The organism is Streptomyces sp. NPDC052101, assembly GCF_040680235.1.
GTDB lineage: Bacteria > Actinomycetota > Actinomycetes > Streptomycetales > Streptomycetaceae > Streptomyces.
Genome location: NZ_JBFAWH010000022.1, coordinates 59939 through 73971, shown reverse-complemented (window position 1 = coordinate 73971; position 14033 = coordinate 59939). Strand labels below are relative to the sequence as shown.

Annotated in this window: 13 protein-coding genes; 5 read left to right on the top strand and 8 right to left on the bottom strand. The window is 71.6% G+C overall.

What is annotated here, in order from left to right; genetic code table 11:
• Position 1 precedes the first annotated feature (1 nt).
• Complete coding sequence (locus tag AB0L75_RS31440; protein ID WP_365187741.1) at positions 2-355, bottom strand: hypothetical protein; 354 nt, start codon at positions 353-355, stop codon at positions 2-4.
• Between the two features lie 458 nt (positions 356-813).
• On the opposite strand from AB0L75_RS31440, the gene AB0L75_RS31435 reads away from it, so the two are divergent.
• Positions 814-1878 (top strand): NlpC/P60 family protein, encoded by a 1065-nt coding sequence (locus AB0L75_RS31435; RefSeq protein WP_365187847.1) that lies wholly within the window; start codon positions 814-816, stop codon positions 1876-1878.
• 26 nt (positions 1879-1904) lie between these two features.
• On the opposite strand, the gene AB0L75_RS31430 is transcribed toward AB0L75_RS31435, so the two are convergent.
• Positions 1905-2648, bottom strand: a complete 744-nt coding sequence (locus tag AB0L75_RS31430; RefSeq protein ID WP_365187738.1) for a response regulator transcription factor — start codon at positions 2646-2648, stop codon at positions 1905-1907.
• Entirely contained in the window at positions 2645-3931 is a 1287-nt protein-coding gene (locus AB0L75_RS31425; protein WP_365187735.1) for a PspC domain-containing protein, read from the bottom strand. The genes AB0L75_RS31430 and AB0L75_RS31425 overlap by 4 nt, the downstream gene beginning before the upstream one ends.
• Positions 3932-4142: 211 nt before the next feature.
• Between AB0L75_RS31425 and AB0L75_RS31420 the strand changes: the two genes are divergently transcribed.
• The gene (locus AB0L75_RS31420; RefSeq protein ID WP_365187732.1) at positions 4143-5636 is read left to right on the top strand and encodes a PspC domain-containing protein; all 1494 of its coding nucleotides are present in this window, start codon (positions 4143-4145) and stop codon (positions 5634-5636) included.
• Positions 5623-5832 (top strand): hypothetical protein, encoded by a 210-nt coding sequence (locus tag AB0L75_RS31415; protein WP_365187729.1) that lies wholly within the window; start codon positions 5623-5625, stop codon positions 5830-5832. The genes AB0L75_RS31420 and AB0L75_RS31415 overlap by 14 nt, the downstream gene beginning before the upstream one ends.
• 34 nt (positions 5833-5866) lie before the next feature.
• Here the strand turns inward: AB0L75_RS31415 and AB0L75_RS31410 are convergent, their stop codons facing one another.
• From AB0L75_RS31410 to AB0L75_RS31400, 3 genes are all read right to left on the bottom strand, one after another.
• Positions 5867-6397 (bottom strand): DoxX family protein, encoded by a 531-nt coding sequence (locus AB0L75_RS31410; RefSeq protein ID WP_365187726.1) that lies wholly within the window; start codon positions 6395-6397, stop codon positions 5867-5869.
• A gap of 183 nt (positions 6398-6580) precedes the next feature.
• Complete coding sequence (locus AB0L75_RS31405) at positions 6581-7861, bottom strand: hypothetical protein (RefSeq protein WP_365187723.1); 1281 nt, start codon at positions 7859-7861, stop codon at positions 6581-6583.
• Between the two features lie 255 nt (positions 7862-8116).
• Positions 8117-8911, bottom strand: a complete 795-nt coding sequence (locus AB0L75_RS31400; protein WP_365187720.1) for a class II aldolase/adducin family protein — start codon at positions 8909-8911, stop codon at positions 8117-8119.
• Between the two features lie 140 nt (positions 8912-9051).
• Here AB0L75_RS31400 and AB0L75_RS31395 point away from each other — a divergent pair, with 140 nt between their 5' ends.
• Positions 9052-9516 (top strand): pyridoxamine 5'-phosphate oxidase family protein, encoded by a 465-nt coding sequence (locus AB0L75_RS31395; protein WP_365187717.1) that lies wholly within the window; start codon positions 9052-9054, stop codon positions 9514-9516.
• Between the two features lie 3 nt (positions 9517-9519).
• On the opposite strand, the gene guaA is transcribed toward AB0L75_RS31395, so the two are convergent.
• Positions 9520-11100 (bottom strand): glutamine-hydrolyzing GMP synthase, encoded by a 1581-nt coding sequence (guaA, locus tag AB0L75_RS31390; RefSeq protein ID WP_365187714.1) that lies wholly within the window; start codon positions 11098-11100, stop codon positions 9520-9522.
• A 296-nt stretch (positions 11101-11396) separates the two neighbouring features.
• Between guaA and AB0L75_RS31385 the strand changes: the two genes are divergently transcribed.
• Positions 11397-11690: a chorismate mutase gene (locus tag AB0L75_RS31385; protein ID WP_365187712.1), complete on the top strand. Its 294-nt coding sequence runs from the start codon at positions 11397-11399 to the stop codon at positions 11688-11690.
• Positions 11691-12234: 544 nt separating this feature from the next.
• Here the strand turns inward: AB0L75_RS31385 and AB0L75_RS31380 are convergent.
• Positions 12235-14013: a GMC family oxidoreductase gene (locus AB0L75_RS31380; protein ID WP_365187710.1), complete on the bottom strand. Its 1779-nt coding sequence runs from the start codon at positions 14011-14013 to the stop codon at positions 12235-12237.
• Between the last annotated feature and the right edge of the window lie 20 nt (positions 14014-14033).

The window sequence follows — 14033 nt, the reverse complement described above, 5'->3', positions numbered from 1 at the left end:
GTCAGGTCCACAGCACGGCGATGAAGATGTTCGCCGTGGTCAGCAGGCCGACCAGCCCGAACATGCCCTTGTCGATCTTCTCCTCGTCGCGCTTCACATAGACCAGTCCGAGGATCACGATCAGCAGTGCCAGCTTGATGCCGATCTTGATGGTGTTGATGTGGTGGTGGTCGGCCTGGTTGAGCCCGACCAGGACCACGCCGGTGACCAGCATGGTCAGCGCGCCGTGCAGCATCCCGGGCACGAACCGGGCCGCGCCCTGGCCCATCGCCTTCATCTGGGTGAGGAAACCGCCGAGCAGCGCGGCGATGCCGATGATGTGCAGGCCGACGAAGAGATGGATGAGTACGTCCATGGGGCCGGAGCCTAGCCAGGGGCTCCTGGACCTCCTGTCACCGGGCCCGGCCGACACTCGACGATCCCCCGCTGACGATCTTGCATATATGCGCCCCATAGCACCCCGCACCGCCCGCTCGACCCGCTTTCCACGCTTCGGTCACTACGCTGCGTGAAGGCGACGACTCCAGAACGGCGACGCGGTCACTTGCGGTCACATCCCGGCCCGTCGGGGCCAGTTCCGTACACCCCGTTACCTGGTCGTCACAGTCGGGCCTAGCGTCCTCCCCCAGGTGACCGGCTCCCCACCGCCGCTCGGGCCAGGGCGGCAGCCGGCCACCACCGCCGAGAAAGGTCCGGCGGTGGCCCGCTTCCCCTGTGCGGGCCGCCGCCGGACGTGACGTACGGGCTCACGGTCGGACCGCCCGGTCGGACCCCTCGGCCGTACGAGTCGTACGGAAGGACGTGACGGTCCAGGTGGCAGCGCACCGCAAGCCCCGGCAACGCTCGATCGGTGGCCATACGGCCCGGACGGCCGCCACTCTCGCCCTGGCGGGCGCGGCCACCGCGACGGGGTTCGACGGGACGGGACAGGCCGAGCCGCAGCTGACGCCGGCACAGGTGAAGGCCAAGGTGGACAAGCTGTACCAGGAGGCCGAGGCCGCGACCGAGAAGTACGACGGCGCCAAGGAGGAGGCGGACTCGGCGCAGCGCCGGCTGAACGCACTGCAGGACGAGACCGCCCGCAAGCAGGGCGGGCTCAACACGGCCCGGGGCACGCTCGGTGGGTTCGCGGCGGCGCAGTACCGCGACGGCGGCTTCGCCCCGGCCTGGCAGCTCGCTCTGTCCGGCGACCCCGACCGGTATCTGGACGACGCCGCGCTCATGGAGCGGGTCGGTGACCGGCAGGCCGCCACCGTGTCACAGGTGCGCGAACAGCTCCGGGAGATCGAGCAGTTGCGCGGCGCCGCGCGCGTCGATCTGGCGTCGCTGCGGTCACGGCAGGCGCAGCTGAGACGGCAGAAGAAGATCATCACCGCCAAGCTGGGCGAGGCTCGGCGGCTGCTGGCGCAACTCACGCCGCAGCAGCGCGGCGAGGCCACCGGTGACGGCGCCGTGCCGGGTCGTGCCTCCCGGTCAGCCTCGGGCCCACGGGACACGCTGGAGCAGCCCGGGTCGGCCACGGCCCCGAACGCCCGCGCCACGGCGGCCCTCGCCTACGCCTACACCAAGCTCGGCAGCCCCTATGTGTGGGGCGCGACCGGCCCGAACGCCTTCGACTGCTCGGGCCTGGTCCAGGCCGCCTACCGCTCCGCCGGCATCTCCCTGCCGCGCACCACCTACGCCCAGATCAACGCCGGCCGGCGCGTCTCCCGCACCGAACTCCAGCCCGGGGACCTGGTGTTCTTCTACTCCGGGATCAGCCACGTCGGCATCTACGTGGGCAACGGGCAGATGATCCACGCCCCTAACCCGTCGGCCCCGGTCCGGCTGGCCCCCGTCGACCTGATGCCGTTCGCGGGCGCGACCCGGGTGGTGTGAGGGCGCCCCGTAGGGGCCGTGCGGGGTCAGACCAGGCGGCGGGCCGTCGCCCAGCGGGTCAGTTCATGGCGGTTGGACAGCTGGAGCTTGCGCAGGACCGCCGAGACATGGGACTCGACCGTCTTCACCGAGATGAACAGCTGCTTGGCTATCTCCTTGTAGGCGTAGCCACGGGCGATCAGGCGCAGCACCTCGCGCTCGCGCTGGGTGAGGCGGTCCAGGTCCTCGTCCACGGGCGGGGCGTCGGTGGAGGCGAAGGCGTCCAGCACGAACCCGGCCAGCCGTGGGGAGAAGACCGCGTCGCCCTCCTGGACACGGAAGATCGAGTCGACCAGGTCGGTGCCGGTGATGGTCTTGGTGACATAGCCGCGGGCGCCGCCGCGGATCACACCGATCACGTCCTCCGCCGCGTCCGACACGGACAGCGCGAGAAAGCGGACGGGCTGGTCGGAGTCCGCCATCAACGCCGCGCACCGGCGCAGCACTTCGACACCGCCGCCGCCCGGCAGATGGACGTCGAGGAGGACCACCTCGGGCCGGGTCGCGGTGATGACCGTGACCGCCTGGTCTACGTCGGCGGCCTCGCCGACCACCTCGACACCGGTCTCGGCGGTCTGCCCGATCTCGGCCTGGACGCCGGTGCGGAACATCCGGTGGTCGTCCACGAGCACCACCCGTACGTGCCGTCCGCCCGGTCCGCCTCCGGCAGCACCGGCCCCGGCCGTCCCGGCGGCTCCCGCCGTGCCGTTCGCCTCGGTCGCGTCGCTCATGACGTCTTCTCCGCCCTCTCCATCTCCAGCTCGACCTCCGTGCCGCCGCCCGGCACCGACCGCAGCCGTGCCGTGCCGCCGTTGCGCTCCATGCGGCCGATGATCGATTCTCTAACGCCCATGCGGTCGGCGGGTATCGAGTCGAGGTCGAAGCCCGGGCCGCGGTCGCGCACGGACACGAAGACCGTCTTCCCTTCGACTTCGGCATAGACCTGTACGGCGCCGCCCTCGCCACCGTACTTGGCGGCGTTCACCATCGCCTCGCGGGCGGCCTGCATCTGCGGGCCGGTCCTCTCGTCCAGCGGGCAGTCGCCGACTATGACGACCTCGATGGGCACACCGTGCTTGTCCTCCACCTCTGCGGCGCTGCGCCGCACGGCCTCGGCGACCGTGTCCGGTTCATCGGCCTCCTCCTTGCCGGTGCCCTCCGGCTTGTACAGCCAGGTGCGCAGGTCGCGCTCCTGGGCGCGGGCCAGGCGGCGCACCTCGCCGGCGTTGTCGGCGTTGCGCTGGATCAGGGTGAGGGTGTGCAGAACCGAGTCGTGGACGTGGGCGGCGACCTCCGCGCGCTCCTGGGCGCGGATGCGCATCAGGCGTTCCTCGGACAGGTCCTGGGTCATCCGGACCAGATACGGGCCGGCGAGGAGCGTGATGCCGACGAGGACGGCGAGGGCCGCCTGGAGCACCGCGCCGAGGTGGGCGGCCGAGCCCTGCAGCACGAAGATGGCGGAGACACCGGCCGTGACAAGCAGGACACCGCCGGCCGCACGCAGCAGGGTGAGGGTGCGGCGCCGGCGGCCGACCTCGACCCAGCGGGCCCGGCGGGCATTGTCCGCCTGACGCCAGACGAGGGCGACACCGGCCGCGACGAGGACGGCGGGCAGCAGATACGCCTTGGCCGCGCTGGTCAGGTTCACACTGCCCACGAACACCACGGACACGATGACCATGAGGAGCAGCGCGACGATCTGTCCGCGGTCCGGCTTGCGGGCCACCAGTCTGCGACGGCCACCCGGCGGGGTCTCCGCGGCGGCCGGCGGCTTGTGATCCCCTACGCCGCCTACGCCGAGCGGGACGAAGAACCAGAACGCCGCGTACAGCAGCGCACCGAGTCCGTTGGCCATGAACAGGCCGACGAAGGCGAGCCGGACCCAGATGACGGGCAATCCGAGATGCCCGGCGAGGCCCCGCGCCACTCCCCCGAGCCAGCGTCCGTCGCTGCTGCGGTAGAGCTTGCGCGGCGGCCGCGGGTCGTCGACTGGCAGGCTTGCGGCTTCCGGCATGCCAACGATGGTCACACGGCTGGCGGGGCCAGGCATCAGGGTCGGCCCCCGAGACGCCCCTGATCTTCGGCGGGGCCGGGTCGGGGAACGCCGGACCGGGGCGGTCCCGTGCCGCTCGAACGGTTCCCCGGTCCGCCTCGGGGCCGATTTCAGGGTTCGCCCAGGGTCGTCCCGACTGCCGTGGCGGCGGCCGGGCCGTCACCATGGACGCATGACGGATCACGAGCACGCCGCGACGGGTCCGGGACCCGGCCCCGGCCCGCGCCCGGCCCCGGGCACCGGACCGACGGATGCCGCGCCCGCCGCGACGGAGAAGACGGGAGCGGGCGGCACAGGCGCAGGAGCAGGTACAGAGACAGGCACGGGCACGGACACGGGAGCCGACGTCCGCGCCGATGAACAGCTGCAGGACCAGGAGCAGCCGGCTGCCGGAGCCCCCGAGCGGTTCCGGCGCGACCGCCGGCACAAGATGATCGGGGGCGTGTGCGCGGGCCTCGGCCGGCAGACCGACATGGACCCGGTGATCTTCCGGATCACCCTGGCCGTGCTGTCCGCGACCGGCGGCATCGGCCTCATCTTCTACGGCTTCGCCTGGCTCCTCGTGCCGTACGCGGACGAGGAGGAGAACGAGGTCCGCAAGCTGCTGACGGGCCGGGTCGACGGGCAGGCGCTCGCCGCCGTGCTGTTCGCCCTGGTCGGCTGCGGAATCTTCCTGACCATGCTGAGAAACGGCGCGGTGCTGACCTTCGCCGTGGTGCTCTCCCTGCTGCTGGCGGGCACCGGGTACTGGTCGCAGCGCCGCGGCGCCCCCGATCCCGACCCGCTCTCCGCGCAGGCCGCCGCCGACGCCCCGCCGGAGGCCCAGGCGCCGCCGGTCGTCGCCGTCTACCCGTCCTGGTGGCGGGATCCGATCGTCAAGGACGGCACCCATGTCGGCGGCACCGGCTATCTGTGGGGGCCGGGGGACGGCCGCGAGCGGGACCTCACCTCGGTGCTCGACGTCCGCCTCGCCACCCCCTGGGTCCACCAGGGCTCCGTAGAACCGCGGCCCGCCCCGCCCCCGAGACCGCGCGGCCCCCGCTGGATCGGCGGCTGGGTGTTCCTGCTCGCGCTGCTGGCGGGCGGCCTGGGCACCGGGCTGACCTGGGACAGGCATCCGCTGGGCACCAGTCTGCAGACCGGCCTGGCGTGCGCGTTGGCGGTCTTCGGCCTGGGTCTCATGGTCAGCGCGTTCCTGGGGCGTACGGGAGCCGGGACGGTGTTCCTGGCCATCGTCACGGCGGCGCTGCTCGCCGGGGCGTCGGCCATGCCCAAGGACATCACCACCCACTGGAGGAACGCCTCCTGGACGCCCACCGCGACGGCGCAGATACGGCCGGCGTACGACCTCGGCACCGGGCGCGGCACCCTGGACCTGAGCGGGGTGCGTCCGGGCAAGGGGCGGACCGTGGCGACGCACGCCCACGTGGGTGCGGGACAGCTGAAGGTCATCGTGCCGGCGGACGCGACCGTGCGGATGAAGATCGATGTGGGGGTGGGCGACATCCGATTGCCCGGGGACAGCAGAAGGGACGTGGACGTGCAGCCGGACAGGCACCAGAGCGTGACGCTGGCTCCGGCCAAGGGCACCAAGGACGCGGGCACGCTCGACCTCGAGCTGGGCGTCGGACTGGGACAGGTGGAGGTCAGTCGTGCTGCGTCATGAGTTCCAGCCCGGGAAGCTGGTCGCCGGGCTCTTCCTCACCGCCACCGGCGTGGTCTTCGCGGGAGACGCGGGCGGGCTGTGGAAGGCTCCGTGGGCCGCGGTCGTGCCGCTGGTCGTGGGCGGTCTGTGGCTGGCCGGTGTCACTTCGGCCGTGGCACGGGGCATACGCAGACGGCGCCGTGTGGAGGGCGGTTAGGCGGCGGGCGGTTAGGCGGTGGGCGGGCCGTCGGCTAGTGGTAGCCAGCCAGTGGGTGTCGGTGCCGGGCTCGCCAGACCGCGTCGGCGGAGAGGTAGGGGGCGCCGGCGAGGATCAGGGGGATCCAGGCCATGAAGTAGGCGAGGTCGTTGCCATAGTAGTAGGGGGTCGTCGCCCAGCTCACCGTCATCCACAGGCTGAACGAGATCAGCGCGCCGCCGAGCGCGGCCAGCCGGGCGACCAGACCGAGCAGGGTGCCGATGCCGACGGCCAGCTCACCGAAGGCGATGGCGTAGCCGAAGCCCACCGGGGCCTTCAGCGCCAGGTCGACCAGGGCGGGGATGGCGGCGGAGTCGCGGGCGGCGCGCATGGTGTCGCCGATGGAGCCGGCGCCGCCGGACTTCATGAAGGCGCTGTCGGTGAGCTTGTCCAGGCCGGCGTAGATGAAGGTGACGCCGAGGAAGACGCGCAGCGGCAGAAGGGCGTAGTGGCCGGCGGCGTCCCGCCAGCCGCGCAGGCCGTTCGGCCGGTCCATGTGCGTGTCGGTCCGCATGCCGTGAGTCATCGTCGCCCGCCGCCTCTCGCCCGCCGTCCCGCCCCTCACTTGACCATACGTACGACAAGGGGGTGCAGTTCAATCCCACCCCGGACGTTTTTCCGGATTTCGGCCCCAGGTGCGACCCCTCGTGCGAAGAGGGGCCGGGCGGGGTCCGTCAGAGGCGGGGAGGTCGCCGGTCGCCGGTGTCGTTCACTCGGTCACCTGGACGATGCACCGGTTGGTCGCCACGCCGGCCGCGGTGACCACCTGCACCTCCACCGCCCCGGGCTCGACATCGGCCGGTACGGGCACGGTCAGGACGGTGTCGGTGGGGTTGCTGAAGCCGCCCGGGACGGGGACCAGCGGCACATGCACGTCGACGGTGCCGATGCGGACGACCATGCGGGAGAGCCGGTCGGCGCCGTGGGCGCCGGGCGGCACGAATCCGGCGCCGCGGATCTCGATGTCGTCGCCGGTGCGGATCGGCCCGTCCAGGTCGCCGGGTTCACGGACGCGGACCACGGAGAGGACGACCGGGCGAGTGCCCTCGGCGTACTTGCCTGCCAGATAGGTGGCGGCCGAGATCAGCACCACCATGCCCAGCCCCCAGGGCAGGTCGGGCAGCCGGTCGGGGCGGCGGGCGAGCCGTACCACGGCGAACAGCAGGGCGACGGCGCTGATGGCGACGTACTGGATGTCGGCGAAGGCGCCCCGGCCGGAGTCGTCGGTGAGCAGGTCGGCGGCGCGCGGCCGGTGGGCCGGGACCTTCTGCAGCCGCTGCGCGAGGATACGCAGGCCCACCACCCGGCGGACCAGGACGGCGATGCCGCACACCACGGCGAGGACGGTCACCACGCCCGCGCCGCGCGCGAGAGCGAGGCCCGAGATCAGCGCGTCGCGTTCGGCGTGGTCGGAGGCGGCGGCCAGCCGGGCGGCCAGCAGCAGCACGGCATAGCCGACGAACAGCACCCAACAGGCGGCCACCGTGCGGGAGGTGGACATCCGGTTGTCCTCGCCGATCACCGGGGCCAGCACCCCGCCGCGCGCCCGGTGCAGCCAGGAGGCGGCGCTGACCGTACCGGCGACGACGAGCGCGGCGGCCAGGGCAGCGGTACGGGCGCCGGTCCAGCCCGCGCCGACCGCGGTGAGCGCCTCGCCGAGGAGCAGCGCGAGGACGGCGCACCACACCGTGGCCACCGTGCGCAGCCACAGCCGGGAGAGCCGTGCCTCGCCCTCGGCGCGGCCGCGTTCGGCGACGGCCTCCGCCCGCTGGGTCAGTTCCTCGGAGACCCACTGGCGCGATGCCGAGGCCGAGTGCGCCACGGCCGCCGGCAGGCCCTGTCCGGCCGCGAACTCGTCGCGCCGGCGCAGAAACGCGGCGACGGCCCGCCGGTGCCCCTCCCGGGCGCCGTGCGGACAGTCCCCGCAGGCGCAGCCGCCCTCGTGCATCCCCTCGGCTCCCGTGCCCTGTGTCGCCTCCTGCACCGCCACGCCCGGCGCCCGCCTTCCCCTCGACTCACCGGCCCGGTCGGCGACCTCTTGACGGAAGGCCTCGCCGCCGGGCAACTCCCTTGCGTCGACAGCGAATTGTGCCCTACGACAGGCCGTCCTGGATCGTCGGGCCGGGTCACGGCGGGTGAATTACGGACCGCCGTGTTGACCCGGCCGCGAGAAGTTCCGTATGCCCGAGGTCGTCCGGCGGGACGAGCCCGGGGCTTCGGCGGCAGCGTGCGGTGCCGGAGGACGTCAGCTGAGCAGGTCCGGCTCGCTGCGGCTGATGTCCTGCCACAGGGGCTGGTAGTTGATCCAGGCCACCAGGTCGCCGCCGAGCTGTTCGCGGGTGGCGACGGCCAGTTTGTGGTCGATGAGGACGGGGCGGCCGGCCGCCTTCGCCGCCAGCTGCACCTGGCAGGACCGTTCCATGGACATGAACCACCAGGCCGCGGCGTCCACCGAGTCGCCGACGGTGAGCAGTCCGTGGTTGCGCAGCACGAGCGCCTTGCGGGAGCCGAGCGCCCCGGCGATCCGGCGGCCTTCCTCGATGTCGACGGTGACGCCGGTGTAGGCGTCGTAGAGCGCCACGTCCTCGTAGAAGGCGCAGCTCTCCTGGGTGATGGGGTCGATCAGCTCGCCGAGCGCGGCGAGGGCGCGGCCGTGCACGGAGTGGCAGTGGGCGACGGCGACGACGTCGGGGCGGGCGGCGTGGACCTGGGTGTGCACGGTGAACGCGGCCTGGTTGACGTGGTAGCGGCCCTCGACGACCTGCCCGTCCTGGTTGGCGAGGACGAGGTCGCTCACGGTGACGTGCTTGAACGGCATCCCGAACGGGTTGACCCAGAAGCAGTCGCTGAACTCGGGGTCGCGTGCGGTGATGTGCCCGGAGACCCCGTCCTCGAACCCGGCCCGCCCGAAGATCCGCAGGGCTCCGGCGAGCCGTTCCTTGCGGTGCCGGCGCTCGTCCTCGACCGAGTCGTGCATCGGCGGCATGGCGAACCGCAGCTGGTCGGTGGGCAGCGGCAGCGGCGGTGTGGGCCCGGGCATAGGTCCTCCAGCGCGTCAATTGCGGTACTGGCCGGAAGTTACCGCCGGTCAGCGCAAAAGGGCAGAGCTGTTTTGTAAAGATGACGTACGCGGCGAATACACGACGGAGGTTGTCCGGTTTACCGGTGAGACTGACGCGTATGAACTGGGCAGCCTTCAGCACCGCCGCACCTGACCTCGCCAGGATCGCCGAGGAGCGCTTCGGCTCGTACCGTCATCACGTCCTCGCCACCCTCCGCGGGGACGGTTCGCCGCGCACCTCGGGCCTGGAGGTCCGCTTCACGCGGGGCGAGCTGTGGCTGGGCATGATGCAGGGGTCCCTCAAGGCCCTCGACCTGCTCCGTGACCCGCGCTTCGCGCTCCAGGCGAATCCGGGGGACGCCGACCTGGGCAGCGGGGACATCCGGGTCGGCGGACGGGCGTTCGAGATCGGGGACGACCAGGCCAAGGCCGCATACGTCGAAGAGGTGGAACCGCCGCAGCCGTTCCACCTCTTCCGCACCGAGCTGACGGAGGTCGTACGGACCTACGTCGAGGACGAGAAGTATCTGGTCGTCCAGGTCTGGAAGCCCGGTGAGCCCGTGCGCACGATCAAGCGCGCATAGGGCCTACTCCCACTCGATGGTGCCCGGGGGCTTGGAGGTGACGTCCAGGACGACGCGGTTGACGTCGCGGACCTCGTTGGTGATCCGGGTCGAGATCCGGGCCAGGACGTCGTAGGGCAGCCGGGACCAGTCGGCGGTCATGGCGTCCTCGGAGGACACCGGGCGCAGGACGATCGGGTGGCCGTAGGTGCGGCCGTCACCCTGGACGCCGACCGAGCGGACGTCCGCGAGCAGGACCACCGGGCACTGCCAGATGTCGCGGTCGAGGCCCGCCGCGGTCAGCTCCTCGCGGGCGATCGCGTCGGCCTCGCGCAGGAGGTCCAGCCGCTCCTTCGTCACCTCGCCGACGATGCGGATGCCGAGGCCCGGTCCCGGGAACGGCTGGCGCTGGACGATCTCCTCCGGCAGGCCCAGCTCCTGGCCCACCATCCGGACCTCGTCCTTGAACAGCTTGCGCAGCGGCTCGACGAGCTGGAACTCCAGGTCCTCGGGGAGGCCGCCGACGTTGTGGTGCGACTTGATGTTGGCGGTGCCGGTGCCGCCGCCGGACTCGACCACGTCCGGGTACAGGGTGCCCTGGACCAGGAACTCCACCGCCGGGCCCGCGTCGGCGATGATCTCGGCCTGCGCCTGCTCGAAGACGCGGATGAACTCTCGGCCGATGATCTTGCGCTTCTCCTCGGGCTCGCTGACGCCCTTGAGCGCGGTGAGGAAGCGCTCCTCGGCGTCCACGACGACCAGCTTGACGCCGGTCGCGGCCACGAAGTCCTTCTCGACCTGCTCGGTCTCGCCCTTGCGCATCAGACCGTGGTCGACGTACACGCAGGTCAGCTGGTCGCCGATGGCGCGGGCGACGAGGGCGGCGGCGACGGCGGAGTCCACGCCGCCGGACAGACCGCAGATCGCGCGCTTGTCGCCGACCTGCTCACGGATCGCGGCGACCTGCTCCTCGATCACGTTGCCCGTGGTCCACTCCGGCTTCAGGCCCGCGCCGCGGTACAGGAAGTGCTCCAGCACCAGCTGGCCGTGCGTGGAGTGCATGACCTCGGGGTGGTACTGGACGCCGTAGAGCTTCTTCTCGTCGTTCTCGAACGCGGCGACCGGGACGACGTCCGTGGACGCGCTGACCGTGAAGCCCTCCGGGGCGGCGGAGCAGGCGTCGCCGTGCGACATCCACACGTGCTGCTCGGCCGGGGTGCCCTCGAAGAGGGTGGAGGACGTCCGGGAGACGTGCAGATCGGTACGGCCGTACTCGCGGGCGCCGGTGTTGTCCACGGTGCCGCCGAGGGCTTGTGCCATCAGCTGGAAGCCGTAGCACATGCCGAAGACGGGGACGCCGGCCTCGAAGATCGCGCGGTCGAGACGGGGGGCACCCTCCTCGTACACGGACGAGGGGCCGCCGGACAGAATGATCGCCGCCGGGTTCTTGGCGAGCATCTCCGCGACCGGCATGGTGCTGGGCACGATCTCGCTGTAGACCCGGGCCTCGCGGACGCGACGGGCGATGAGCTGGGCATACTGCGCGCCGAAGTCGACGACCAGGACGGTGTCGGGGGTGGCGGCAGTGGAAGTCGCTGGTGACACGGGGTGCCTTCTGGTGGTCGGGCGGGGGCTGTGCTAACGAGTCTAACGGCGTGGGCGGGAGGGCTTCCCCTGGACTTCGCCCGGACCTCGCCGTGGCATACTGAGCGCCATGCTCACGCACTCGACCTTCCTCTTTACCTATGGCAACCGGCCCGCCGGCTGCCATGGTCGTGCTGCTTGAGCCAACCGCCAAGCGACTTCCCAGGCGCCCCGGGCCGACAAGGCCCGGGGCGCCTGTCGTTTTCCGGGTCCTGCCGTTCCGGGGCGTTGCCGCCACCTTCACCAGGAGCCCCGACATGACCACCACCACCCCGGAAGCGACCACCGCTCCGGAAGAGATCACCGCCCCGGAAAGGACCATCGCAGGCGCCCGTGAGCGGATCGATGTGCTCGACGACCGGATCATCGGTCTCATCCAGGAGCGGATGGCCGTCTCCGCCGTCGTCCAGCAGACCCGTATCGCCTCCGGCGGCCGGCGGGTGCACCTCTCCCGCGAGATGGAGATCCTCGGCCGCTACCGCGAGGCCCTCGGCAAGCCGGGCACCGGCCTCGCCATGACCCTGCTCGAACTGTGCCGGGGGCGTATCTGAGTTCGATCACCGTCTCACCCGTACGGAGCGTGACCGGTTCGGGCGGCGTTTCGTTGAGGGGGTGTCCGTGCCAGCCAGGGGCGGGCCCGACAGAACCACGCGTGGCTCGCTGGGGCGATGAGGCGTACGGGTCGTGCCGTACGCCGTGGGACCTCGCCCCAGGGAAGTGACCGGACGGCAGGGGACAGCAGCCCGGTCACCCAAGAGAACGGTCGGCTCCGGGGACGCCCGGAGCCGACCGGCGGAAAACAGCACAGTGGGGGATCCCAGACCAGCGGCGCACCCCCCGGCGCCGCCCAGGCACCGACGCTGCCCTGACGTCGGTGCTGACTGAAAGAAGGGCCCCGCGGTCTCTCCGTCCCGCGGGGCCCTTCGCCATGGCGTGACCCACCTCACAGGGAAATCGGGTGCGCCCGGAGCAACCGTTGAAGGTCTTCGCTGATCAAACCTGCCAAGTCGAAAAGACAGCGAGAGGGACCTGCCTTCGGAGGGGGATGCAGGTCCCTCTTTCCTGGAGCTGTCCTGGAGCTGTCCTGGTGCGGGCCTACTTCTTCGGCGGCACCGCCGGCATCCCCAGGAACGGCAGGCGCAGCGCGCCGAAGGCGCCGTCCGGGACCGCGGGAGCCTGCGGCTCCACCGGCTTCAGCCGCTCGTACACCGCGCCCGGCGCCGGACGCGGATCCTCCTCGCCCTTGTTCGGCCAGAAGGACATCGCGCGCTCGGCCTGCGCGGTGATCGTCAGCGAGGGGTTCACCCCCAGGTTCGCCGAGACCGCGGCGCCGTCCACGACCGAGATGCCGGGGTGGCCGTAGAGGCGGTGGTACGGGTCGATGACCCCCGTGTCCGCCGAGTCGCCGATGGGGCAGCCGCCGAGGAAGTGCGCGGTCAGCGGGGTGCCCATCAGCTCCCCGACGTTGCTGCCGGCGAAACCGTTGATCTCGGCGGCGAGCGCGGAGGCGGCCTGCGTGGCGGCCTTGATCTGCTTGGGGTTCGGCGCGCCATGGCCCTGCCGTGCGGTGAGCAGGCCCCGGCCGACGCCGCCGGGCTTCAGATACGTCGTCAGGGAGTTGTCCAGCGACTGCATGACCAGGCCGATGATGGTCCGCTCGGACCAGCGCCGGTTGGAGAGGGAGCGCAGGACGAGGAGGGGGTGCCTGGTCGCGTTCGTCAGCCAGGCCAGCGCGCGGGAGGAGCCCTCGGCGTAGGGCACCTGGAGGATCGACAGGCCGCCCATCGAGTTGGAGCCCTTGCCGTAGCGGACCGGCTCGATATGGGTGTTCTCGTCGGGGTGGATCGAGGACGTGATGGCCACACCCCGCGTGAAGTCGGCCCTCGGCTCGCCGGTCGCCTTGCGGTAGCGGCGGTTGTCGGTCTGCGCGCCGACCAGCGCCTCGGAGTTGGTGCGGGTCAGGTCGCCGAGCCGGGCGGAGAGATACGGCAGTTGACCGCCGGCCTTCATACGGTGCAGCAGGGTCTGTGTACCGTACGTGCCGGCGGCGAGGACGACCCTCCGCGCGGTGAACAGCCGGCCCTCGCCCTTCTTCTTCCGGTCCGTCGGCAGGGTCGCCACCGCGTACCCGCCCCGTGAGTCGTCCGTGACGGACACGACCGTCGTCATGGGGTGGACCACCGCACCCGCCTTCTCGGCGAGGTGGAGGTAGTTCTCGTTGAGGGTGTTCTTCGCACCGTGCCGGCAGCCGGTCATGCACTCCCCGCACTCGGTGCAGGCGGTGCGGGCGGGACCGGCTCCGCCGAAGTACGGGTCGGCGACCTCACCGCCCGGCTGCGCCTTCGCCGTCCCGTCGGCGTCCTTGCCGTCGCCGAAGAACACGCCGACCGGGGCGAGATGGAAGGTGTCGCCGACGCCCATCCGCTGGGCCGCCGCCTTCAGATGGACGTCGGAGGGGGTCATCGTCGGGTTGAGCCGTACGCCGAGCATGCGCCGGGCCTGGTCGTAGTACGGCTTCAACTCCTCCTGCCAGTCGGTGATCTCCCGCCACTGGGGGTCGTCGAAGAAGGCCTTCGGCGGTACGTAGAGGGTGTTGGCGTAGTTCAGTGAACCCCCGCCCACGCCTGCGCCGGCCAGCACCATGACGTTGCCCAGCAGGTGGATGCGCTGGATTCCGTAGCAGCCGAGCCTGGGAGCCCACAGGTAGTTCTTGAGGTCCCAGGAGTTGCGGGGCAGGGCCTCGCGGGTGAAGCGGCGGCCCGCTTCCAACACGCCGACTTTGTAGCCCTTTTCCGTCAGGCGGAGGGCGGACACGGAGCCGCCGAAACCGGATCCGACGATCAGGACGTCGTAGTCGTAGGTGTCTTGCGGCACGGGTGTCTCCTCGTTGAGTT

Coding starts and splice junctions, on each gene's coding strand:
- AB0L75_RS31440 (WP_365187741.1), bottom strand. CDS start 355: ATGGACGTACTCATCCATCTCTTCGTCGGCCTGCACATCATCGGCATC.
- AB0L75_RS31430 (WP_365187738.1), bottom strand. CDS start 2,648: ATGAGCGACGCGACCGAGGCGAACGGCACGGCGGGAGCCGCCGGGACG.
- AB0L75_RS31425 (WP_365187735.1), bottom strand. CDS start 3,931: ATGCCGGAAGCCGCAAGCCTGCCAGTCGACGACCCGCGGCCGCCGCGC.
- AB0L75_RS31420 (WP_365187732.1), top strand. CDS start 4,143: ATGACGGATCACGAGCACGCCGCGACGGGTCCGGGACCCGGCCCCGGC.
- AB0L75_RS31410 (WP_365187726.1), bottom strand. CDS start 6,397: ATGACTCACGGCATGCGGACCGACACGCACATGGACCGGCCGAACGGC.
- AB0L75_RS31400 (WP_365187720.1), bottom strand. CDS start 8,911: ATGCCCGGGCCCACACCGCCGCTGCCGCTGCCCACCGACCAGCTGCGG.
- AB0L75_RS31395 (WP_365187717.1), top strand. CDS start 9,052: ATGAACTGGGCAGCCTTCAGCACCGCCGCACCTGACCTCGCCAGGATC.
- AB0L75_RS31385 (WP_365187712.1), top strand. CDS start 11,397: ATGACCACCACCACCCCGGAAGCGACCACCGCTCCGGAAGAGATCACC.